This is a genomic window from Parabacteroides sp. TM07-1AC (assembly GCF_003480915.1).
Taxonomy (GTDB): domain Bacteria; phylum Bacteroidota; class Bacteroidia; order Bacteroidales; family Tannerellaceae; genus Parabacteroides; species Parabacteroides chongii.
The window spans coordinates 760,367-785,151 of the sequence record NZ_QUKD01000002.1 but is presented as its reverse complement, the minus strand read 5'-3'; the positions used below and the strand labels follow the sequence as shown (position 1 = coordinate 785,151).

Here is a 24,785-nt window from a genome sequence, read left to right as displayed (position 1 = left end):
AATTACTTAGTATTAATATTAAATTTTTGATTATGAACAAAAAGTTTTCTACTCTGGTAGCTGTCGTTTTGGCGGCTACAAGTTTCGGAGCTACTGCGCAGATTGTACCGACAGGTGACTTTGCAAAGTATGAGACAGCTCCTACTGTCGGTATGACAACTATTAAAACTGGGTATTTCCAGTTGGCTGTTGATGCTATCGGTGCAAATGTTCTCTCTATTGATGCAAATGGAAAATTAGTGGTTGTTGATAACACAGCTTCTGAACAAGTAAGAAGAACTTTGTGGAAGGCTGTTATTAGCGGAAATGCAGAAGCAGGTTTTTCTTATCAATTGCAGAACTTGGGCACAGGTGATTTTTTAGCTGTAAATACTACTGATGCAATTAAGTGGGGAGCAGATAAGGCTGTAGCTCCTTCTATTGCAACAACAGCAACGATGAAAGTAGGTAGTGAAGTTTCTGTATGGAAGTGGGTCTCTGCTCCAGATCCTGAGAGTCCGTTTGTTATTGGAGATGCTAAGACTTTAACATCTGCTTTTGGTGCAGCAAATGACTCTACTGTTACATTGGTTGCTGCTAACACTGTTGGTACAGGTGTTGGCGTAGTTGCTGTTAAATATTCATTAAAAAATGAGCCTTCAGCTACGACATTGGCAGGATTAAAACAGGTAAAGTTACTGCCGGTATCTCCGATGCCTTTTACTTTGGGTGTAGACGATTTAAACTCTTTGTTGTGGAAACAAAACCCGACTGCTGATGCAAGCAAAGCTGAATTCACATTCACTCCGAACGTAATCAACGACGAAACGAATGTATTTGGTAACTTGTTTACTAAAAATGCTTATAAAGCTGTTCCGGCTGTAGGTTTCCCGGCTGCTAATGGTGTAGCTACAGATCCGTTCACTGCTCCTACCGCTTTAACTACTGTTTATGATGCAGAAATTGCATTATATAAAGCTCAACAAGAAAAAGCATTGGTAGATGCATTGTTACCTGCAGTATTAGATGCAAATAATAAGGTGGATGCTACTCAATTAGCTGCTGTAAAGACTGCTTTAGGTTTAGTTTCTTCAGCTACAATTGACGGTGCTACTATAGAACTTATTAATGGCCAGATAGAAGCTTTGTCTTTTATTGCAGGTGATAAGCAACATGACGCAGTTAAAGCTGCAGTTTTAGCTTATGTTGCTGCAGCTCATGCAGATCATGGAACAGCAGCAACTACAGCTGTGGTTTATGCACAAAATATTAAGACGATTGCTGGTAATGTCTCTACATGGATTGATACAAACTTTGCAACAGACAAAACTACATCTGAAGCAAATATTAAAGCAGAATATGTAGATAAAGCTGTAACTGGAATAACTGTCTTAAAGACTACTTTGACAAATGCGAAGTCTGTTTTGCAAACAGGAGCTTTTGCAACTTTAGCAAAAACTAACGGTTGGGTCTCTTTGATGTTGGAAGAAGCTGAAAAAGCTGAAGACAACACTTACCTGTCTGTAGCTCGTAGTTTCGTAACTGAAACACAGAATGAAAGAGAACGTCCATTAGCATTCACTACTGGTAAATTTGCAGACTTCGGTTATACCGCTGATCCTAAGGCTCGTTTGGATTTGAATGGTCGTTACAACTTCCAGTTTACTTATTTCCCAAATGCTGACTCATTGGTAATCCGTACAGGTGGTTGGGCTAAAAAGAACAAAGCTCAGGCTTCTTGGGGTGATATGAATACAACAGATAACCCTGAATTGGGTGTAGCTGCGGCTTCCCCAAGTGCAATAGCTCCTACTGCAAAAGGTACAGAAAATAATATAGTTAAATTGATCTATCTGGCTAATAACCATAGTGAAATTACTGTTGGTTCTTCTGATTATTATATCGGTGCTGCTCCGAACACAGTGAACACTCGCATCTCTATCAAGAAGATCGACGACGAATATGTGAAGACTACTTTGGAATCAGGTGTTTACTTCTTCAATTTGTTCTCAGAAGAAGAAGCAAACAAAGCTATCACAGGCAAGAATTTGGTTGCTGCATTTGCAGGTCAGAAATTGCTTTGGGCTGATGAAGAAACTTCTAAAGTGTTTGGTGATGTTCAGAATTTTGAACACATGCCACGTGCACAATGGGTTGTAAAACAGAATTCAGGTGCTAACGGTATCCAGACTGTAAACATCTATAACCGTGAATATCCTGACTTTAAGGTAGAAAATGTTCAGTTATATAAAGGTGGTAGTAACGATAAAGTATTTGCTGTTAGCTATGGTACTACTATGGGAACGGGTGTAATTGCAGCTAATGATACTTTGTCATTTGTAAAGGCTACAGGAGCAACTGTTACAACAGAAGAACTTGGTTATAAAGCACTTGATTACGATGAATATATCGAAAATGTATTTGCTCTGAAGTATTTCAACGGTTTGAATGCCGGTAACTTTGTGGAAGTTGATAAAGATGCAGCTATGGCTGTAAATCCTGAACTGAAAGAAGGTCAGAAGTTTGTATTTGTTCCTGCTGCGTTGAAAGACAATGCTCCTGTAAAAGACAAATACGGCTACCAAGGAACAATCGAAGGTGTAAAGAATCTGACAAGAATTGCTTATAAAGTACAGGTTTATGATCCGAAAGCTGATGCTGCCGATAAACTTTATCTGTTAGCTAATGGTGACAAGGGATATACATTGACTGATGCTGCAAATGCAACAACTTTCTACTTCAAAGAAAATAACGAATTACAGGAAGAAGATAAGGATGCTGTATGCTACTATGCTCTGGTTCAGAAAGATTTGTCTACTGTATCTGGTGTTAAACATCCGTCATTGGTATTGTCTGTTGAGGGTATTGATACTGAAAATAGCATCGCAACATTCGCATTCGATGATAACGATAACGCTTTGTATCGTCGTCTTGGTAAAACTATCACAGATGAGTTTGAAAATATGACTACAGATACAGCTAAATTCTTCATGGCTAACGAACCGACTCGCTTCTTGTATGAAAACAGTGCTAACCGCACAGCTGATAATGGAACCGCAGTTGCTAAAGATAGCTTGAATTTCTTAGGTGTAATCAATGTGGCTGATCGTCCTGAAAATAGTATGTTGCCTATTTTCATTGATACTGCTTATGTACGTAATAATACAACAATGCCTCAGTATATGTTGGCTGTAGGTGCAGAATATACTCCTGCAGGTAAATATAACACTTGTCCGGATAAGATCGAAAACTGTCATCAGCATCCGACAATTGATACAAAAGCATTCATAACAGGTCGTTATTTGGTTTCTCTGGAAGAAGATTCTGCAGTTGTTGGAAATGATCCTATCAAATATCAGGATAAATACCGTTTGGCATTTGTTGAAGCTAAGCATATCGAAGATACTTTGGTTATTGCAAATTCTAAGTATACAGGTGTAGAAAAACATGCAGGTAAAGATTCTATCATGTTGAATAACAACAAGAAATTGAATGTGGCTACATTTGCATTCCGCATCGTAGATGGTAGCAGTAATGCAGACTTCTATTTGCAGACAGCTACTTCTAAGGGTGAAACTCGTTATGTACGTGTACATAATGGTGTTCCTGTATTAGTTGACAATATCGCTGAAGCTGCTCAGTTCAACTTGAAGAAAACTAGCGAGAAACCTGTTGCTAACGAAACAATCGACGCTACTTCTGTAAGTGTAATCGCTGGTAACGGTGACATCACTATCAAGGGAGCTGAAGGTAAGAAAGTTACTATCAGTAACGTTCTTGGTCAGACAATTGCTAACACGGTAATTACTTCTTCTGAAGCTACAATCTCTGCTCCTAAGGGATATGTAACTGTAGCTGTTGAAGGTGAAAAGGCTGTTAAAGCAATCGTAAAATAAGAATTAAAGAATAATTAAATAAAACATAGCTTCTCTACTCTTCCTTTCGGGGAAGGGTGAGTAGCCTGTGAAGGTGAACAAACTGGAAGCGTAATTTTAGTAATAAAAATAAAATAAAGTTCATCCATGAGTACCACTGTGAAGAGAGAAAATGGACAAAAAACAGCCCCGGTGATATTCTGTATCATCGGGGTTTTGTTTTTGAATAGCTCCGGAATACGGAGTTCATTATGTTAAATAGAAAAACCGTCTTGTATAGAAGGCGGTTTTACCAGAGAGTTGTCTTTTGTGTAAAACGACTCTCTATTTTGTTTAGTTGGATTTTACTGCTTCAAAGCCTGCTCAATATCCGCAATAATATCGTCCGCACTTTCGATACCGACAGAGAAACGGATCAGATCCGGAGCAATACCGGCTTCCTTCAACTGCTCGTCTGTCAACTGACGGTGGGTATGGCTTGCCGGGTGAAGCACACAAGTACGGGCGTCTGCTACGTGAGTAACGATAGCTGCCAGCTTCAAGCTATCCATGAACTTGATAGAAACATCGCGTCCACCTTTCAGGCCGAATGACAACACGCCACATGAACCGTTCGGCAGATATTTCTTTGTCAGGTCATAATATTTATTCCCTTCCAGATCCGGATAGTTCACCCAGGCAACCTTATCACAGTTCTGTAACCATTTAGCAACAGCCAATGCATTTTTACAATGCTGTGGCATACGTAAATGCAATGTTTCCAAACCCAAATTCAACAGGAATGCATTCTGTGGAGACTGGATAGAACCCAGGTCACGCATCAGCTGGCTGGTTGCTTTCGTGATATAAGCCATCTTGCCGAATGTCTTTGTATAAGTCAGTCCGTGATAAGATTCGTCCGGTTGGCAAAGTCCCGGATATTTATCGGCATGTGCTTCCCAGTCGAAATTACCGCTGTCGACGATACAGCCACCGACTGCAGTAGCGTGTCCGTCCATATATTTAGTAGTAGAATGTGTCACGATATCAGCACCCCATTCGAACGGGCGGCAGTTGATCGGTGTCGCGAATGTATTGTCGACAATCAAAGGCACACCGTGGCTATGAGCGATACGGGCAAACTTCTCAATATCCAACACCATCACTCCCGGATTGGAGATCGTTTCGCCGAATAATAACTTTGTATTCGGACGGAAAGCCTTACTGATCTCTTCTTCGCTGGCATCCTGATCTATGAAAGTACATTCGATACCTAGCTTTTTCAGTGTAACGGACAGCAAGTTGTATGTACCTCCATAGATACCGGTTGCACTTACAATATGATCGCCGGCTTCGCAAATATTGAAACAGGCAAAGAAATTGGCGGCCTGTCCCGATGAAGTCAACATGGCGGCAACACCACCTTCCAACGCCGCAATTTTGGATGCTACGGCATCGTTTGTCGGATTCTGCAGACGAGTATAAAAATAACCACTCTCTTCCAGGTCGAACAGTTTAGCCATCTGTTCGCTGGTTTCATACTTGAATGTAGTACTCTGATAGATAGGGAGTACACGCGGCTCTCCCTTTTTAGGTTGCCAACCACCTTGTACACACAAAGTTGCCGGTTTGAATGAATTGCTCATATTATTAATGTTTGCTATAAATTATATTCTGCCAACAAAAGTAAAGAATAGTTCGTTCCGTTAATACAAATCTACGATCATTTATAAAAAATAGGGTACTGTTTAAAAATAATCTTTACCTTTGTCATCGGTTTTGGTGTCACAATTCCAGTTCTACGGAAGGGTGATGAAAAGGGAATCAGGTGAAAATCCTGAACAGACCCGCTGCTGTAAGCTCCGCCAAAGTCGTTGAACATAACTCAATCCACTGTTCGTAATGAATGGGAAGGACGTTCAATGATGGAGTAAGTCAGAAGACCTGCCAGGATCAGTAGTTTTAAGCTTTCGAGGAATAGGGCTGAAAAACATGTACGAGAAGGATTTTGCTTTGTCTTCCTGCAGGTTCTGTCTGTTCATGTATTCCATTGTATTTACTTCGAAAGTCTGTTATAAAAATTTAATGCATTTGATGGAATGAGAGGTTTCATACATGTTTTTCTATTGCTTCTTTGTTTGTGTTCTGTGCGTTTGGTGGCACAGAATAAGGTAATTCTGTCAGGTGAAGTGAAAGATGAAGAGGGAACTTCGCTTCCGATGGTTACTGTTGCCATCGAGAATACGACGGCTGGGACATATACCGACAACCGTGGCCGTTATTCTTTGGAGGTAACTCCGGGAAGACACACACTTATCGTTACTTTGCTGGGGTATAATTCAATAAAGAAATCTGTTGATATCCGAAAGAACATGACGTTGAACTTTGTCATGGAGGAGAATTCCGTAACACTGAAGTCGGTAGAAGTATATGGCAAAACGAAAACTCAGAAGGTCAAAGAAAGTGCTTTTTCTGTCAATGCCCTCGATATAAGGCTACAGATTAATTCACTAAAGAATCTTAGTGAGATTGTGAACCGGACTACCGGTATTAAGATTAGGGAAGAGGGGGGAGTCGGTTCTGATTTTGACCTTTCCATCAACGGGTTATCGGGTAACTCCGTCCGTTATTTTATTGATGGCGTACCTTTAGACAGTAAAGGCAGCAATGTGACGCTGGCCAATCTGCCTGTCAACCTGATCGACCGGGTGGAGATCTATAAAGGAGTAGTGCCAGCCTCATTGGGAACGGATGCATTGGGTGGTGCTATCAATATCATTACCAAAGCGGAAAAGACGAATTTCCTGGATGCCTCCTACAGTATCGGTTCCTTTCATACACATAGTGCCGATCTGAATGCGCAGTTTGTGGAACGGCGTACGGGGTTGATCGTGCGTCCTGCCATCGGTATCAACTATTCGAAAAATGATTACCGAATGAAAGATGTGCAGGTGCGCAATGAGGCGGGCGACCGGTTTATCAATGGCAATCCCAAACGTTTCCATGACGGTTATTTTTCACTGTTAGCACAGATGGAAGCAGGCGTTACAGGCAAATCCTGGGCAGACGAATTCTTTGTATCGGCTTCTTACTCCAAAACGGATAAGGAGTTGCAGACCGGTTCGGTGCAGACCAAGGTGTATGGTATGGCGGAGCGTAATTCGGATGCGTGGAACGTATCGGCACGTTACAACAAGCGCAACTTCCTCACCGAAAACATGACATTGAAGGCAACCTTATCGCAAACATGGGATCACTCCCTCACAATCGATACCGCTTATCGTAAATATTACTGGGATGGCGGCTATATCGTAAGTCAACGCAACGAAATCCGGGGCGGGGAACCTTCCATGCGTCATTATAAACGTCCGCTGACCATCGCACGAGCCAATCTGGATTATCAGCTGAACGAGCATCATGGTTTTAACCTGAACTATAATCTGAGCCGGACGGGCAACGACCGTTATGACGATTTGGACAAAAGTTTTGAGCCGTCTAACGATGCGGTCACCAAACATATTCTCGGACTGACCTACAGTCAGTCGTTTTTTGACGGTAAGATGCAGAATGTATTCTTCGCAAAAGACTACGTGAATCGTCCCAATATCCAACAGACCGACCAGTCTACCGTGACCGGCTCGAACAAGGTGCAAGGCGCAACTACCAAGAATTATTTTGGATACGGAGCCGGACTGCGTTATGAGTTCTTTGCTCCCCTGGCAGTAAAGGTTTCCTACGAGCATAGCGTACGTTTGCCGATCGCCCGCGAGTTGTTGGGCAATGGAACGACTATCTATGCCAACGTGGCGCTGGAGCCGGAGAAGAGTGACAATGTCAATTTCGCCATGTTCGGAACTTGGTTTCCTGCTGCCGGACATTCCATTTATTATGAGGCGAATGGCTTCCTGCGCTATGTAGACAATTACATACAAACTTCCGTTATCGAAAAGGAGGGAATGTTGCAGTATGTCAACGATCCGGCAGTTCATATCAAAGGAGTGGAAGGAGAAGTTCGTTACGACTGGGATGGGCGGTTGCAACTCATGGCGAATGTCAGCTATCAGGATGCCCGCGATCAGAAAGAATTCAAAGAGGATGGCAAACCCTCTGCCACATACAATAATCACGTGCCCAACCGCCCCTGGTTGTTCGGAGGTGCTGAGGCGAGCTATACGTTCCGTAATCTTTTGTTTCCGGATAATAAGTTACGGTTGGGATGTTCGCTACAGTGGGTGCATTGGTATTTCCTGACCTGGGAGGCGTATGGTAATTATGATACGAAGGCACGCATTCCTTCGCAACGTATCTGCAATGCCAATGTCACCTATTCATGGAAACGCGACCGCTACAATATCTCATTGGAATGTTCCAACTTCCTTGACGAGACGGCCTACGACAATTATAAACTGCAAAAGCCTGGTCGTGCTTTCTTCGCTAAATTCAGAGTATTCATTAATTAATTCATATTTAAAACAAAAGAAAATGAAGAAGTTCAAATTTGTATTGTTAGCCTTTATGACAGCTTTGCTTTCATTCGGAATCACAGCTTGTTCTGACGACGATGAGGTAGAAAGTGTATCGGTGACCGGCGTTACTGTCAGCCCGACTACATTGGCATTGAAAACCGGAACCACCGGCACACTGACCGCAACTGTTACTCCCGGTACTGCTGCCGTAACATCCGTATCCTGGAGCAGCTCGGATGAAGCTGTTGCAACAGTAGACAAAGGCGTTGTTACAGCCGTTGCCGAAGGTACAGCTACAATTACCGCAAAGACAGATGATGGTGGTTTCACAGCGACTTGCGAAGTGACAGTGACAAGCGATGCACCGGCTTTCGATGAAAGTAAGTATCATTTCGATTTGTTCCTGACCGTAGGTAAGCATGGTGGTATGGCGAGCAATAACACCACTATTGTCAATAGCGTAGGCAAACTGACTGCCGATATGGGAACCATCACGGTAAAAGGTGAAGGAACTGAACTGGGTGACTATGCGATGGAAAGTATCTCAAGAGGTAAGTATTACTACCAGGTGCCTTCCAGCAACGACCGCTTCGTGAAGTATCAGGTTAAGAATAATCAGGTAGTGGAAGTGGCAGCTTGTCCGTTCAAAACAAATACGTATAAAGTACGTTCTTATTCTCATACATGGATTGACGACAATACCTTATTGGTTATGGCTGCCAGCGGCGATGCTTCTAAAGTGCTTTGGAGTAAGTTGAATGCTGATAATATGTCGATTATAGCAGAAGGTGAGTTGGATATCCCGTTGCCGAAGTCGGAAGTAGAAGGCGAGGAAACAAAGAAGTTCTCAACTTCGGGTATCCTTACCTATAATGAAAAGGCTGATAAGTTGTATTATTTTTATTTCGGTAAGAATGGTGTATCCGGCAGAGGTGGTATGACAACTACCCAATTCTATACAGCTGTCCTCAATCCTTCTGACTTGTCGGTGGAGAGCAACAAGCGTAACTCTATTGCTGCTGAAATGGCAGGAAGCGCGTATGGCGAGCTAATGCAGAACAGTGTTATGTACGATGAAAGCGGTAACCTTTACCTGGCTGCATTTACTGAAACAGAGAAGATGGAGCAAGGCTATATCTTGCGTATCAACAACGGTGAAACCGATTTCGATACCAGCTACAACGGCTATCCGAATCCGGAAGGTAAGGTGCTGACTACGCAATATTTGGGTAATGGCAAAGCTCTTGTCTATTTGCGTGATGATGCTGCCGGTACAAAAATTGATAGCTACAGCCACTATTACTCTATCGTCGACCTTACTACAGGCGAAAGAACTCGTTTGAGCTTTGACGGCAAAGAGATTGCTTACAGCGGTGGCCGCTTCTCTCAGCGTTCTGTTGTCTTCAACGAGAAAGCTTATATCGGCGTGAATACCGAAGCGGATGCCAACGCTATCATCTATATCTACGATATCAAGACCGGTACTGTAGAGAAGGGTGCTGAAGTGGCTGGCGAATTCTTCTTCGATATGATCCGCGTGGTAGAAAATGATTGATCCCTTTCTTCGTTTGATATAAATAAAAGTTACAGCTTCCCAAACTGGGAAACTGTAACTTTTATTTTAATATCCTCTTCTGTAATATCCTGAACCAAATAAAAGCAACAACTCCTTTTAGCATGCTGGAGATGCTGATAGCCCACCAAACGCCGATGATTCCCAATCCCATAGCCGATAAGGCAATAGCCATCGGTATGCGCAGTGCGTTGAATGTAATACTGATGATAGCTGGAGGAACGGTGCGTCCTGTCCCGTAGAACAATCCCTGCATGGTGATTTCAAGCATCATGAACAACATCGAGTAACCGTCTATCCGTAGGAAGATACCGCCTGCTTCATAGGCTTCGCGCTGAGGGACAATCCATGAAAAGACTTCGCTGCCGTAGAATACGAATAGTAGGGTGCAGAGGACACCGAATACGGCAGTCATTTTCAATGTTGTATGATAAGCCTCCAACACCCTGCTCTTTTCAGAAGCCGCATAGTTTTGGGCGACGAATGCACTTAGTGCCGTACTGAATCCTTGCGAGGTATTCCAGGCGATGGCTTCGATTTGTCCGCCGGCAGTCAGTGTCATCAAGCCGATATGTCCTCCGTAGGTAGAAGCCGTGCGGGCCATGAATATGTTGATGATAGCAAACAGAGTGTTCAGCATGGCGACCGGCAAACCTAGTTGTAGGATTCGTTTGGAATAGTTCTTCTTCAATTTGGCGAAGAAAGAAAAGCCGCCGAACAGTTTGCTTCTGCGTTTCAATTGGTAAACGAATATGGCACAGACCGTAGCCTGCGATAGCCAGGTAGCCCAGGCAGCTCCCGCCGTCCCCAGGTCGAAGACGAAGATAAATATCGGGTCTAATACCATATTGATGATAAGCCCTGTCCCACTGATGTAGAACGGCACTTTGCTCATCCCGGCTGCATTATGAATACCGGTGAAGGCTGCCGACAGGAAGATAAAAGGGAAGGCTGTAGCGACAATGCGCAGATACTCGACCGCATTTGCTGCGATAGAAGCCTCCAACTTATAGATATTGATGATTGGGTGGGCAAAGACAAAAAGCAGCAGTCCCCAACAGATGGAAATAATCAGAGCGATGGTGAGGTTATGAGAAGAATAGCTTTTCGCATCCTCTTCATTCCGTGCTCCGATACTTTGTCCGACACTTACTTCTGAACCGACTTTATTCAATAGCGATATCGAGTTGGTCATCCAGGTCAGGATACCCACAGCACCGATAGCGGCTACAGCCTCGCTTCCCAGTCGTCCTACCCAGGCCATATCGGTTATACTATAAGCCATCTGAATAAAAGAAGTGCCCATAATCGGTAATGCCAGATTGAATAATTGGCGTTTGATGGGACCTTGTGTCAGGTTTTTTGTTCCTTGCATGTTCGTCTAATTTGCTGCAAAAGTAGGAATAATCGTGAAGTTTATGTTACTTTAAATTTGTTTTACTGTTATCTTTGCGTGGATTGGTAATAAAATTCTAAAGTAAAGGATTATTATGGATATGTTATCATTGGTATTTACAGTAGGGGTAGTTATTGGTGCTGCTTTTCTTGCTTGGCTTTATACAAAACCAGGAAAGAAATGGTTGGAAAATTTGTAATCATTTTGTGATATAGAAACTACTTTGTGTTGTTTTTAATGGAGAAAGCCGTACTATAGCAAACTTGTTATAGTACGGCTTTCTTATTGAGAGGTGGATTAGAAGTTGATATTCACTCCGATCATTGCACTGAACTTCTGTAACGGATATCCGTAATAAAGTTCATACTTTTGGAATAATACATTATTCAGTTTCAGATACATTCCGAAAGTATCGTTGAAGTTGTATGCTCCGGTCAGGTTCAGTTCATTGATGTTATCCATCTTTACATCCTGAGAACCCAGTTTGGCCTCACGTCCGGTCCCTAGATAATAGTCCAAAGAAGCAGACAGGTTTTTGATCGGGCGCACTGTGACACCGGCGGTGATTTCCATTTCCGGCATTCCCCATGCTTTGGCGTCTTTTCCTCTTAAATCGGTATCAGGATATTTGTCGCTGTATTCTGCTGTCCAGTTATTGTAAACACCTTTCAAAGAGATTTCGAACAATTGCTGGTAACTGTATTTCAAATTAGCCCCAATCAACAATTGTTTTGTATCTATTTCGTTTAACATACCGCATGCAGAACCGAAGTAGTCTTCATCTCCGTACGCGAGTGTCGGAACAAAGAAATAGTTGTTGCTGGTGATTTTATATCCACCGAAAACATCAAACCAGAAACCGGGTGCAACACCACTCTTGATTCCTACGATACCGTCTAGCCAGTTGCGGGAAGGGGTTAGTCTGGATGTAGGAGATGCATAACGGTTTACCTGAAACAAGTCATACATACTGTTTGAATTTAATTTACCATTAGCATTTAAATACAATACAGTCTTGTCTGCTACTTCAACGTCTGCTGAAATGTTGGGAGACACCATGAATTCTTTTTCTGCTCCGCTAAAAAACATAGCGTTCACTCCCAGTTTAACATGCCAGTTATCACCTATTACCTTATAATATGGACTTAATGTAGCTGCGGCAAAATTGTCAAAATAATATATATATCCGGCTTTTTCTCCCTCCGGTATCTTCATTTCATTTGGTAAGCTATAGTTGAAGTATTGGAAGTTTCCATCTAATCCAATTCTTTGATTACCGCTAAAACCTGCGTTTAATCCAAAATTAAGATTGAATGTTCCTTCTGTCGGTCCGTCGAATTGTTTGCCCGCTCCGTATTTATAAGAGAAATTGGTATAACCTAAATCCAGCAGATAACCAACAGGTGCATCTTCTTTTGATTCAACGCCTACATTCGCTTTGATCGTTTGAGCGACCTGATTGGTTTCGACATCGCTGGCTAAATTCGGAGCCACACTGGAAAGTGGATCTAATGCCGGCAATCCGTAATAATTGAATCCTGAATAACCATACTTAACGCCCATCTTCAGAGCTAACTTATCGAAGTTATGCTTGAAGTTAAGGCCGCCCATATTATCATTCAGCTTCGCTTTTACCTTTTCATTTATCTGGAGATATTTCACCTTGCCGTTGGTAGAACGGTGTGAGAACCAGATATTCAGCTGATCCTTGTCTGTGCTGAGGATATGATACCCTAGGTCACCGTTCAGGTTCAGATAGGTACCGCCGCCGAAGTTAAAATAACCACGGCGTTTGTTATACTGGATATCCGTCATGATATTACCGGAAGGGAGCAGGCTGATCTCTTTCTGAGGATCGGCAGCGATCGTAAAACCGGCATAGTCGATCGCCATCTTCTTCACTTCCGGTTCTTTGATGACCGGAAGGGTGTTCACTTTGCTTGCATCCTGTACCGTCGGATCATATTCACGTTCGAGCGTCATCTCCCGGTCCAGATTCTGTTTCTTCGAAGTATCTTCCTGTGCACTCATTGTGGCAGTAGTCCCAAGCAAGGCTACAACACACAGCGCTTTTACATTATATATAGTCTTCATTGTATTCAATTATTGCTTTAGTTTACCTAATCTGTCCTCTATCATACCGGCAATCTCATCGTCACCTTTGTAATTGTTCTGCAGGTTGTTCAGATAAGCGCGTGCCTGAATGTCATCTCCCTGGCGGATATAAATATCTGCCCACAGGATGAATCCGCGTGCCAGCCAGTACTGGTGAGGAGTTCCGTTCTTAGCGAAATCTTCCAGTATCTTTTCAGCATTCTTATCGTCTTTAGTGTCATAGAAATATTGAGCCAACAGATATTTGGCTTCTGCACCGTGAGCTGTACGGGTGTCTTTGCTAAGAACTTTCAAGTCTTCAAGTGCTTTCGCCGGCTGTTTATGGTCGATATAAGCTTTGGCACGGATATAACGGGCTTCGGCTTCTACTTCAGGAGATAGCTTCGGATCTTTCAGCAATTCGTTGGCTGCGAGCTGTGCTTCTTCCTGTTGGCCGGTCTGCAGGGCACAACGCATGATACCCAGACGGGCTGCCTGTTTGTTTTCCGGATTCTCTGCGATAACCTGTAAACGCTTGAAGGTTTCCAGTGCTGCCGGGAAGTCCTGGGTGAGATATTGCATTTCTGCCGTACGTGCCACTGACTCTTCCAGGAATTTCGTATCGCCGCTGTCGATAACCGATTTGAAACGCTGCAGGGCTTCATCATATTCCTTCTTGGCAAAGGCGATGCTTCCCAGATAATAGTTCGCATTCGAACTGAAAGCTCCTTCCGGGAATGTTTGCAGATAGTTGACCAGACTGCGACGGGCTTCGTCGTTATTACCGCGCAGGAAGAGTTTTTCTGCAGCGATGTATGTCAGTGAATCCTGTTCGCCGACTTCCAGGCGGACGTTACCTCCCAGTGAGTTGACATAGTTGGCATACGCATTGATATCGTTCAGGTCGATATAAACAGACTTCAGGTCCTGAAGAGCTACTCTGGCTTCTTCGCTACCCGGATAGTTACTGATCACTTTCTTATAGGCTTCAGCCGCTTTCTGCGGTTGGTTGTCGTTGAAGTACAACAGACCTAACTGGATACCGGCTTTACGGGCGAGACTGCTTTGCGGGAAACGCTGAATCAGTGTTTCGAATGCCTGGGCTGCCTGTGAACTGTTTTCAAGCAATACATAAGAACGTCCTTTTTCGAAAAGAGCGTCGTCTACATATTGTGATTCCGGATAATCGCGGATCAGGCGGTCCATCGCACTGATCTTACCCCGATAGTCTTTCTGCAAACCGAGCAGGAAGCCTTTCTGATAAACCGAATAATCTCCGGCAGAGGGCTGCAGTTGAGCGGCACGGCTATAGTTTTCTTCTGCCTGTGTGAACTGACGTTTCTGGTACAGGCAGTCACCGACACGATTATAGGCATCCGCCAGGGCAGGAGCCTGCTGGCTGCTTTCAAGGTTGATATACTGGCGGAAACGGTTTTCTGCTTCCCCGTATTCTTTCAGTTTGAAGTAGCAATACCCCAGATTGTAATGAGCCAGTGCGTACATGTCGGTATTCCGCTGACGGGTATTGTTCAGATAGGTACGGTAATCAGAGATCGCCTGCTGATACTCTCCTTTGCGGTAGTATGATTCTCCACGCCAGAAATAAGCATCGTTGCGTGATTCCATATTATAAGAACCCAGATTGATCGCCTGTGTGAACAGGTCGACCGCTTCATCCAGTTTCATATTGGTGAATGCCTGCGTTCCCAGCTGGAACAGGATGTCTTGTTTCGCTTCCAGTATCTTTGTACTCGGACGATTGATCTTATTGATGGAGTTGAGGGCTGCCTGATAGTTTTTAGTAGTCAGATAGACTTCCACCAGGTAGTCGTTCACTTTATCGGCATATTGTGAATTTGGAAAATCGTTCAGGAAGTCTTCGAAAATAGTCACCGATTCGCCAAATCCTGTAAAGGCTGTTTCATGGATCAGCAACGCATAGTTGAACATCGCCACTTCCTGTATCTGTTTGTCGAAAGATGCCGTTGCCGCAGCTTCGAAAGCCATACGGGCGTTGTTCTTGTCTTTCAGTTTCAGGTAAGACTGTCCCAGATACAGATAAGCATTCTGTGTCAGTGCATCGTTTTCGCGTACGGTCTGTGACAAGGCGCTGACAGCACTGCTGTAATTCCCTTTATTATAATAGCATACACCGAGAATATACAGGTCGCCTCTTAACGGGCTGTCGGTAGACGATACGTATTTGCTTAACATGCTGATCGCCTTGTCCTGATTGCCCAAATGATAATACGAGTTACCCAGGATACGATAAACCTCGCTGTTATTCTTACTGTTCGGATAAGAGGAGAGGAGTTCTTCCCCTTCGCTTATTACCTTTTCATACTTGTTCTGTATAAAATAGATCTGTGTAATATAGTATAGCGACTGTTCACGGTAATCCGGCATCTCTTTCAGGCGGCTGAATTCGACTAGCGCATTGTTGTATTTACCGGTCGCATAGTCGATATAAGCCACATAGTAAGTAGCGGCTTCCCGATATTGTGTGCCGATTTGCTGTATCCGGGCAAAGTAGTTACGTGCTTTATCCATCTCGCCCGTCTGCAGGAGTGAATAAGCCAGCCGGAAACTATAGGCTTCCTGTTGCTCCGGACTGAGCAGGTCTATATCCGATTCGTTGAACCAGAAAATAGCTTTTTGGTATTCCCCGCGTCCGAAATGAACGGAACCGATCAGGAAGTTCACTTCGTCGCTATGGCGTGAAGCCGGATAATCCTCCAGATAATCTTTCAATAGTTCGTCGGCATTGGGACGGCCCTGTTCATAAGCTGCGTATACGATCATATAGTCAGCTTCCTGGACCAGGTCTGCATCTTTTGCGTGTTGTTTGTAAGCCTCCAGCTTATCGATACAACCCGGATAGTTTTTTAAACTAAACAATTCTTTACCTTCTACGAACAAACGGTCCGGTGCCTCAAACTGGTACGACCGCTGCCCGCTAGCCACATGACTTCCTACCACCAGGCACAGTGGAATAAGTATTCTTTTCATCACTCCTTCGCTTTAATGTACAGATATTAAACAGTCTCTATTAGTTCTAAGTTGCAAATATAAAGAATAACATACAAATGCTAAGTAAGTTATTAACAAAAAGAATTAATATTTGGAATCATAAACAAACGTGTCAAAACAAAAAGTGAGGGTATCGGTCATGGTTTCGTGTAAAAATGTCTTATATTTACGCTCTCTTCATACAGCAAAAGATGGGTGGATCGGAAGACATAAAAGAATTAAGCAGGTTGTTGGAAAGTTATAAAGGCCGTTTTATCAGCTTTGCAAATTCCTATGTGCAGGAATTTTCCGTAGCGGAAGATTTCACGATGGAGGCTTTTATGGATTATTGGGAAATGCGGGAAATGCTGCAGCCTGATTCGAATGTGCCAGCCTATATCCTGACTTTGATCAAGCATAAATGTCTGAATCACCTGAAAAGAAAACAATTGCAGGAAGATGTCTCTCAAAGGCTCCGGACGGTTGCCGAATGGGAGCTGAATCTGCAAATATCCTCTTTGGAAGTCTGCGAACCCACAGAGCTTTTCACTACAGAAATAAAAGAGATAGTAAACCGGACCCTTCAGCAATTGCCAGAACAGACACGGCGCATTTTTCTGATGAGCCGTTTTGAGAATAAAACCCGTAAAGAGATTGCCGACGAATTGAATATGACTTCGAAAGGCGTAGAATACCATATATCCAAAGCGCTGGCCGCCCTTCGTGTGAATTTGAAAGACTATTATACGATCCTTCCCTTTTTATTTTATAATCTGAAATTTTTAACTTTTTTAAACTAGGCGCTTGCTTCTCCCGATTTCTATATATACAGAAGATAGAAATATGGAGAAAGAATTACTATATAAGTTTTTTACGGGAACTGCTACACTGGAAGAAAAAGAGTGCATTATGCGGTGGATGGAAGTATCTCTGGATAATAAAGCTGTTTTTCTGAAAGAAAGGAAATTGTATAATGCGATACTGTTGAATGCCGAACCGGAGAATACATCGGTTGCCGGAAACAAAAAACAACATGGGGTGCATTTAGGTTTCGTGAAGTTCCTGCGGATAGCGGCAATGATCGTCATCGCTTTCGGGTTAGGGTATTTTGCCCAGGACCGGGACGACGAGGGGCCGGTAGCTATGCAGACTATAGCCGTTCCTGCCGGCCAATGCGTCAATATCACGTTGCCTGACGGCAGTAACATTTGGCTGAATGCGCAGACGACTATACAATATCCGGTTTCGTTCAACAAACATGAACGTAAGATCAAGCTGGATGGCGAAGCTTACTTTGAAGTGGCGAAAGATAAGAAACGGCCTTTTATCGTCAATACAAAAGAATGCAGTGTGGAGGTCTTGGGTACGAAATTCAATGTGGATGCCTATTCCAGTCGGGATAAATTTGAAACGGTGCTGATGGAAGGAAGCGTCAAGGTATCCATGCATAATGACCCTTTGGAAACAATTTCACTAAAACCCAATAATAAGGTGTATCGTTCGAATGGTAAACTGTTGACACAGAAAATTGATAATTACGAAAGATACCGCTGGAAAGAAGGGTTGATCTGTTTCCAGGATGAACCGTTCAGGCTGGTGATGGAAGACTTTGAGAAATTCTATGGGTTGAAGATAATTGTGAACAACCAGAAAGTGACAAAGTATTTGTACACAGGGAAATTTAAGCAAACAGATGGTATTGATTATGCGCTAAGTCTGCTGCAGAAAAATATCCACTTTACCTATCAACGCGACCGCGAAAATCATGTGGTGTATATTAATTAAATGAAATAATAACCTTTTAAATCTGATTGCCTATGATATAGTAAAAAAAGTTTTTGTTAACGAAAAAGCCGGTTGATGGTGACGCATCAACCGGCAGGAATCTCAATCACAATTAATTAAATTGTATTATTTTGAAACACACAAATGTATGAAAAAAAATACTTTACAGGGACATTATTGCCTAAAAAGTCCCAACCTTAAACAACTCTTTAGAATTATGCGGATAACTACATTCTTGTTATTGGTCTGTATCTTTTGTTCGTTTGCCTCTACTTCCCATTCACAAAATATGCGGGTGAGCATAAGTAAATCAAGCACACAGTTAAACAAAATTTTCTCTGAAATAGAGAAACAGACGGAGTATCTGTTTGTATATAACAACCAGATAGATGTGAATCGAAAAGTTTCTGTTAATGTAAAGGAGAAACAGGTTGCCCAGGTATTGGATGAACTGTTCCGCGATACCAATATCGAGTATATGATCCAGGGTAATCATATCGTTTTGTCCTCCAAAGAAAATAAGCAGGAAACACAGCAGCAGTCGAGACGTCAGATCTCCGGAGTTGTCGTAGATGATAACGGCGATCCGGTTATCGGAGCCAATGTGCTGGTAAAAGGGACGACGACCGGGAATATAACGGATGTAGATGGTAAATTCTCTTTCGAAGTGCCGGATAATGCCGTACTGGAAGTATCCTATATCGGCTATTTGACGCAGGAAGTCAGTACAAAAAATAAATCGATTCTGAAGATCACTTTGCATGAAGACACTCAGAATCTGGAAGAGGTCGTGATTGTAGGTTACGGTACGATGAAGAAAAGTGACTTGACTGGTGCTTCCGGCTCTGTAAAAGAAGATGCGTTGGCGCAACGGACAGTTACTTCTTTCGGACAGGCTTTGTCGGGACGCGTATCCGGTGTGAATATCTCGACCAACTCAGGTCGTCCGGGCGGACGTGCTTCCATCCGTATCCGTGGTAACTCTTCTATCAGCGTAACGAACGACCCTCTTTATGTGGTGGACGGTGTGATTCTGAATGTCAGCACATTGACCAACGGAACATCTCCGATCGACTATCTGAATCCGAACGATATCAAGTCGGTAGAAGTCTTGAAAGATGCGTCGGCAACAGCCATCTACGGTGCCCGAGGTGCGAATGGTGTTATTTTGGTTACAACCAAAAAAGGTGAAGGTGTGGGTACTAGTATTCGTTACGATACCGACTTCGGTATAGGTGTTCTTCCTAAAAAACTGGATGTACTGAATGCTGCCGAGTTCCTGCAACTGGAGGATCTCGCCTATGCGAATGCTCAGAAGTTCGATCCGGAAGGATGGCAGAACGGAAACTATAAAGATCCGAAACTGAAAAGAACAGACTCGCGGTTGTTCGATTCTAACGGCCAGCCGTTGTACGATACAGACTGGCAGGATGAAACTATCCGCAATGCTTTTTCGCAGACACATCAGGTATCCGTGTCCAATACAAAAGGTGGCGACAGCTACGGGTTGTCTGTCGGATTCAGAGGAGAGGACGGTCTGATCATTGAATCTTACCTGAAACGTTATTCTGCCCGTTTCTTTATGGACAGCGAGCTGACCAAATGGTTGAAAGTAGGGGGTAGCCTGAGCTATGCCTATCAGAAAGAACGCCAGACCGACTCAATGGGGGATGGCGGTATCACGGTAGGACGTCAGATCGTGGAGGCATTGCCTTTCCTGCCTGTCCGTTATGAGGACGGAACTTTTGCCGGAAACAACGATTATCCGGGAATGGAAGGCGGTAACAGTCCGGTGCAGGTAGCTAAAGACCGTAACTATACATTGGAAACACAGACTATGTTGGGTAATGTATATGCGAACATCACTATTCTTCCGGGGCTGGAGTTCCGTTCCGTATTGGGTGCCAATATCATCAATCAGAAATCGAATTATTATGGAGGTCGTCAGTTGATCTGGATCTCTTCTCCGAACGGCAGTGCTTCTGTAAATAATAATCGGAATAACTCCTGGCAGTTTGAAAATTATGTGACTTATCATAAAGATTTTGCCCGGGTACATTCGTTTACCGGTATGGTCGGTTTATCCTGGCAGCATGTGGATAACTCTTCGTCCACAGCGTCGGCAACAGGTTTCGAAGATGATTTCTTCCAGTATAACAACCTGGGGATCGGAACTTCTCCCACGGCAGCATCGAGTGCCAATGCGTATGGTTTGAATTCTTATTTTGCCCGTGTCAATTATGGCTATAAGAGTAAATATTTATTGACGGCGACAGCTCGTTTGGACGGATCGTCTAAATTCGGTCAGTCAAACAGATATGCATTCTTCCCCTCTGTAGGTGCTGCGTGGCGTATCTCGGAAGAGAGCTTTATGAAACCGGCTACTGCTATCTCTAATTTGAAGTTGAGAGCCAGCTACGGTTTGACTGGTAACTCGGAAACAGGTGCTTATGCTTCACAGGGTAGTTTGGGCAATTATACGACTGTTTTCGGCAGTTCGAAAGCATCCGGTATCGGTGTTTCTTCTTTGGCTAATCCTGATCTGAAATGGGAAAAGACTTCTCAGGTGAATGCCGGATTGGACATCGGTCTGTTCAACAACCGCGTAAACCTGGAAATGGATGTATATTATAAAAAGACGACAGATATGTTGCTGAGTGCTCCGGTACCGGCTTCCAGCGGTTTCACATCGATTACGAAGAATGTCGGAAGTATGAGCAATAAGGGTTTTGAGTTTTCTATCAATACGGTAAATATTACCAATGAGAATTTCTCATGGGAAACGACGTTCAATATCTCATTCAACAAGAACAAGGTGTTGGCGTTAAGCGAGGGAGACGATGATATTTATCCGGGACCGGATATTTTGTCTTCAAGCAATAACATCATCCGTGTTGGTGAACCGGTCGGTTCTTTCTATGGCTATAAACGTCTGGGAACTTGGGGTACGGATGAAGCGGAAGAAGCAGCTAAATATAACTTGCGTCCGGGTGACCTGAAACTTTGGGACCGTAACAATGACGGACAGATCAATGATATGGATCGCCTGATCATCGGTAAAGGTATTCCTGACGGTTACGGGACATTCTCCAACTCATTCCGTTATAAAAACTTCGACCTGGTTGTCGACCTGCAGTATATGTTCGGTAACGATGTACTGGATATTTCCAAACACTCGGCAGAAGACCGTACCGGTATAGCAAACAGTTATAAGACTGTTCTGAATGCATGGACTCCGGAAAACCAGAATACGATGATCGCACAGATCAGACCGACCGGTGCGGGATATACGACGAACATCGACTCTCATTTCGTGGAAGACGGCTCGTTCCTGCGTGGTAAAAACCTGGTTTTGGGGTATACTTTCCCGTCTGAATTGACAAAGAAGATCTCGATCAAGTATCTGAGAGTATACGGTAGTGTTCAGAATTTCTTCCTGATCACTAAATATAACGGTTATGACCCGGAAGTGTCGGATGCGACACAGACGTTTGCTCAAGGTATCACCGTATTCGGTTATCCGAAACCGCGTACGTTCACGATTGGTCTGAATGTTAGTTTTTAACTCTTAATACTATTATTAAATATGAAGACAAAATATGCTTTATTGATATTATCACTGGTGCTCGGTTGTAGTTGTACTGACTTTTTGGACGAATCGAATCCGTCTAACTTTACTCAGCAAAACTATTTTAAGACAGCGGAGCATGCGCGCAGCGTGGTTAATTCTATCTATGCAGATCTGCGGTATTCGGCAAACGGTGACTATGGTGGCAATCCGTATTTCATGACCGATTTCCTGACAGGGCTGGCAGGAACGAAAGTAAGCCAGAACGTCAACATCAATAATATCCGTTTGGTCGTGAATAATTCGGACAACGAGTATAGTAAGAGTTGGTGGAACTATGCATACCGTGCTATTGCCAATGCAAACCTGGCAATCACTTACATACCGGGAATCGAGATGGATAAATCGACTAAAAGTAAATGTTTGGGCGAAGCCTATTTCCTTCGTGCCTATAATTATTTCAACCTGGTACGTTTGTTTGGTTCTGTTCCGTTGGTATTGGTGCCGGTGGATGCTTCTTCCCCCGAATTGTATCCGCAACAGGCTTCTACGGAAGAGGTTTATAACTCGATCCTTTCGGACCTGAAACAGGCGGAAGAATCTGATCTGGGCTGGACGGATGAAACCGGACGTGTGACGAAAGCGACAGTGAAATCTTTGCTGGCAAGCGTTTATCTGACAATGGCAGGATATCCGATGGAAAAAGGAAAGGAATACTATGCGCTGGCTGCATCTAAGGCAAAAGAGGTGATCGATAACGGTAGTTATAAACTCTTTTCTTCTTACAGCGACCTGCATAATATTGAAATGGAGAATAAAGGGGAACATCTGTTCATGATACAATATCAGTCCGGTATCGTAGAGAATCCGTTCCAGAGCTTGCTCTTGCCTTACAATATGGACGTTTCTTATTATTCGACGGAAACGGGTTCTGTATATGCACTGGATGAATTTATCAATACGTATGAAGAAGGGGATAAGCGTACTGAAGAAGGTGAGTTTTATTATACACAATTCACTTCGAATGCCAACCGTGAAGAAGTTGTGAAATTCGGCGGTTATTACATCTATAAGTTCTTCGATATGGATGCTCATTTGAATACGGCTAAGAGCAGTCTTAATTATCCGTTGCTTCGTTATGCCGATCTTCTGTTGATGTATGCGGAAGCTCAGAATGAAGCGGAGGGCGGGCCTTCGGCTACTGCTTATGCTTGTGTCAACCAGATCAGGCAACGTGCGAATCTGAAAGATTTGAGCGGATTATCGCAGGAAGATTTCCGTTATGCAGTCTGGAAAGAACGTTACCATGAACTGGCTTTCGAGAATAAGATTTGGTTTGATATGGCACGTACCCGCAAGGTGTTGAACCTGGCGACCGGTAAGTTTGATGACTATGTCGGGCATAAGTTTACGTATGGTCCTGTATTGAGTTCACGGGAATTACTGTTCCCGATTCCGACGAACGAGATCAAGAACAATAAGAACCTGAAACAGAATGACGGTTATTAAAAGAACGGTTATTTAAGTAGAATAAAAAAAGGTATATTTGCCGGTTGACTTTTCGGAGGAACCGGCAAATATTTTAATAAGGAACAGTTATGAGAAAAAATGTATCAATTCTTTTGTGTCTAGCCTTTTTATGTTGCCTGGCAGTACAGGGAAAAACACAACCGACAAATGGAACTTCGGATCTGCGCACTTTGCAGCAGCAATTTGTCGATCTGAAATTCGGAATGTTTATCCACTTTAATATTCCGACTTTTATGAGTGACGACTGGGCTGACCCCGATGCCAGTCCGGCTATCTTTAATCCGGTGAAACTGGATTGTAACCAGTGGGCGGAAGCAGCTAAAGCGGCCAAGATGCGTTATGGCTGTCTGACGACCAAACATCACAGCGGTTTTTGTATATGGGATACGAAAACGACCGGTTATAATGTCATGAACAGTCCGCTCAAACGAGATGTAGTAAAAGAATATGTGGAGGCTTTCCGGAAGCAGGGACTTAAAACGATGCTTTATTATTCCATACTGGATACGCATCATAAATTGCGTCCCGGCTTTATCACGAAGGAGCATATCGACATGGTGAAGGCGCAGTTGACGGAGCTTCTGACCAACTATGGTGAAATAACTGCGATCATTATCGACGGTTGGGATGCTCCCTGGTCAAGAATTTCGTATGAAGATATACCTTTCCAGGAAATTTACCGACTGATCAAACGGCTTCAGCCTGACTGTCTGGTCATGGACCTGAATGCTGCCAAATATCCGAAAGATGCTTTGTTCTATACCGATATTAAATCATACGAACAGAATGCCGGACAGCATATTTCAAAAGAATCCAATCAGTTGCCGGCTCTGTCCTGTCTGCCCATCAATAAGAGTTGGTTTTGGAAAGAAGAGTTTCCAACTTCTCCGGTGAAGGATCCGACCGCGATTGTAAAGGATAATCTGGAGCCGTTCAACCAGGCTTATTGCAATTTCATACTGAATGTGGCTCCTAACCGGGACGGATTGATCGATCCGAATGCTGTAGAAGGTTTGAAGCAGATAGGAGCTATTTGGAAAGACAATGCGACGGCTCCTGAATTGCCGGTGTATGATGCTCCGATAACTGCAACGAATATTGCAAAGCATAAACCGACTAATTCCAGCTGGAGCGATGATATGTGGATCATGGATTTTGCCAATGATGATGATTTTACAACAAGTTGGCGATCCAATAAACAGGTGGCAAAGCCCTGGCTGGAAGTCGATCTGGACAAATGTCATTCATTCAATATGATAACGATCACAGACCTGCAAGGGAGTATAAAGAGTTATCGTTTGTTATACGAAACGGACGGTGTGTGGAAAGAAATTTGTTCAGGCGATAAGTCTGATAAAGTAAAAGTGCATCGTTTCGACCGTCTCTGGGGTAATAAAGTAAAAATAGAGATTGACAGCACCAACGGACAAGCTTCCATTGCGGAGTTCGGGGTGTATGATGAACAACGTTGATAGTTTATATAATAATAAAACCGCCGCGAATCACTTCGGGGCGGTTTCGGGTTCCACAT

12 protein-coding genes and 1 riboswitch are annotated in these 24,785 nt (G+C 43.4%); of the genes, 8 read left to right on the top strand and 4 right to left on the bottom strand.

Annotation, left to right across the window (positions count from 1 at the left end):
• The first annotated feature begins 32 nt into the window (after window positions 1–32).
• The gene (locus tag DXD68_RS07625; RefSeq protein ID WP_122361018.1) at window positions 33–3,875 is read left to right on the top strand and encodes a DUF6383 domain-containing protein; all 3,843 of its coding nucleotides are present in this window, start codon (window positions 33–35) and stop codon (window positions 3,873–3,875) included.
• Between the two features lie 323 nt (window positions 3,876–4,198).
• Here the strand turns inward: DXD68_RS07625 and DXD68_RS07620 are convergent, their stop codons facing one another.
• Window positions 4,199–5,479, bottom strand: coding sequence for an O-acetylhomoserine aminocarboxypropyltransferase/cysteine synthase family protein (locus DXD68_RS07620; RefSeq protein ID WP_122361017.1), 1,281 nt, complete (start codon window positions 5,477–5,479; stop codon window positions 4,199–4,201).
• 117 nt (window positions 5,480–5,596) lie between these two features.
• A riboswitch (cobalamin riboswitch) is annotated at window positions 5,597–5,800 on the top strand.
• A gap of 132 nt (window positions 5,801–5,932) precedes the next feature.
• On the opposite strand from DXD68_RS07620, the gene DXD68_RS07615 reads away from it, so the two are divergent.
• Together DXD68_RS07615 and DXD68_RS07610 are read left to right on the top strand one after the other, a co-directional pair.
• A complete protein-coding gene (locus tag DXD68_RS07615) occupies window positions 5,933–8,293 on the top strand; it encodes a TonB-dependent receptor (protein ID WP_122361016.1) in 2,361 nt (786 codons plus the stop codon).
• Between the two features lie 22 nt (window positions 8,294–8,315).
• Window positions 8,316–9,854, top strand: a complete 1,539-nt coding sequence (locus DXD68_RS07610; protein ID WP_122361015.1) for an Ig-like domain-containing protein — start codon at window positions 8,316–8,318, stop codon at window positions 9,852–9,854.
• 61 nt (window positions 9,855–9,915) lie between these two features.
• Here DXD68_RS07610 and DXD68_RS07605 read toward each other — a convergent pair whose 3' ends face one another.
• From DXD68_RS07605 to DXD68_RS07595, 3 genes are all read right to left on the bottom strand, one after another.
• Window positions 9,916–11,247, bottom strand: a complete 1,332-nt coding sequence (locus DXD68_RS07605; protein WP_122361014.1) for an MATE family efflux transporter — start codon at window positions 11,245–11,247, stop codon at window positions 9,916–9,918.
• 318 nt (window positions 11,248–11,565) lie between these two features.
• On the bottom strand, window positions 11,566–13,362 hold the full coding sequence (locus DXD68_RS07600) for a TonB-dependent receptor (RefSeq protein ID WP_122361013.1): 1,797 nt from the start codon (window positions 13,360–13,362) through the stop codon (window positions 11,566–11,568).
• 9 nt (window positions 13,363–13,371) lie between these two features.
• Window positions 13,372–16,371 carry a tetratricopeptide repeat protein gene (locus tag DXD68_RS07595; RefSeq protein WP_122361012.1) on the bottom strand — a complete coding sequence of 1,000 codons (3,000 nt, stop codon included), beginning with the start codon at window positions 16,369–16,371 and terminating at the stop codon, window positions 13,372–13,374.
• A gap of 212 nt (window positions 16,372–16,583) precedes the next feature.
• On the opposite strand from DXD68_RS07595, the gene DXD68_RS07590 reads away from it, so the two are divergent.
• The 5 genes from DXD68_RS07590 (at window position 16,584) to DXD68_RS07570 (ending at window position 24,726) form a co-directional block, all read left to right on the top strand.
• Window positions 16,584–17,171: an RNA polymerase sigma-70 factor gene (locus DXD68_RS07590; RefSeq protein ID WP_122361110.1), complete on the top strand. Its 588-nt coding sequence runs from the start codon at window positions 16,584–16,586 to the stop codon at window positions 17,169–17,171.
• A gap of 43 nt (window positions 17,172–17,214) precedes the next feature.
• The gene (locus DXD68_RS07585; RefSeq protein WP_122361011.1) at window positions 17,215–18,156 is read left to right on the top strand and encodes a FecR family protein; all 942 of its coding nucleotides are present in this window, start codon (window positions 17,215–17,217) and stop codon (window positions 18,154–18,156) included.
• Window positions 18,157–18,304: 148 nt separating this feature from the next.
• A complete protein-coding gene (locus DXD68_RS07580) occupies window positions 18,305–21,721 on the top strand; it encodes a TonB-dependent receptor (RefSeq protein ID WP_317127509.1) in 3,417 nt (1,138 codons plus the stop codon).
• A gap of 21 nt (window positions 21,722–21,742) precedes the next feature.
• Window positions 21,743–23,233: a RagB/SusD family nutrient uptake outer membrane protein gene (locus DXD68_RS07575; RefSeq protein WP_122361010.1), complete on the top strand. Its 1,491-nt coding sequence runs from the start codon at window positions 21,743–21,745 to the stop codon at window positions 23,231–23,233.
• A gap of 89 nt (window positions 23,234–23,322) precedes the next feature.
• Entirely contained in the window at window positions 23,323–24,726 is a 1,404-nt protein-coding gene (locus tag DXD68_RS07570) for an alpha-L-fucosidase (protein WP_122361009.1), read from the top strand.
• Window positions 24,727–24,785 lie beyond the last annotated feature (59 nt).

Bases quoted from the DNA above. Each gene is read 5' to 3' on its own strand.
- DXD68_RS07625 (WP_122361018.1), top strand. From the start codon at position 33: ATGAACAAAAAGTTTTCTACTCTGGTAGCTGTCGTTTTGGCGGCTACA.
- DXD68_RS07600 (WP_122361013.1), bottom strand. From the start codon at position 13,362: ATGAAGACTATATATAATGTAAAAGCGCTGTGTGTTGTAGCCTTGCTT.
- DXD68_RS07595 (WP_122361012.1), bottom strand. From the start codon at position 16,371: ATGAAAAGAATACTTATTCCACTGTGCCTGGTGGTAGGAAGTCATGTG.
- DXD68_RS07590 (WP_122361110.1), top strand. From the start codon at position 16,584: ATGGGTGGATCGGAAGACATAAAAGAATTAAGCAGGTTGTTGGAAAGT.
- DXD68_RS07610 (WP_122361015.1), top strand. From the start codon at position 8,316: ATGAAGAAGTTCAAATTTGTATTGTTAGCCTTTATGACAGCTTTGCTT.
- DXD68_RS07620 (WP_122361017.1), bottom strand. From the start codon at position 5,479: ATGAGCAATTCATTCAAACCGGCAACTTTGTGTGTACAAGGTGGTTGG.
- DXD68_RS07615 (WP_122361016.1), top strand. From the start codon at position 5,933: ATGAGAGGTTTCATACATGTTTTTCTATTGCTTCTTTGTTTGTGTTCT.
- DXD68_RS07570 (WP_122361009.1), top strand. From the start codon at position 23,323: ATGAGAAAAAATGTATCAATTCTTTTGTGTCTAGCCTTTTTATGTTGC.
- DXD68_RS07605 (WP_122361014.1), bottom strand. From the start codon at position 11,247: ATGCAAGGAACAAAAAACCTGACACAAGGTCCCATCAAACGCCAATTA.
- DXD68_RS07580 (WP_317127509.1), top strand. From the start codon at position 18,305: ATGAAAAAAAATACTTTACAGGGACATTATTGCCTAAAAAGTCCCAAC.
- DXD68_RS07575 (WP_122361010.1), top strand. From the start codon at position 21,743: ATGAAGACAAAATATGCTTTATTGATATTATCACTGGTGCTCGGTTGT.
- DXD68_RS07585 (WP_122361011.1), top strand. From the start codon at position 17,215: ATGGAGAAAGAATTACTATATAAGTTTTTTACGGGAACTGCTACACTG.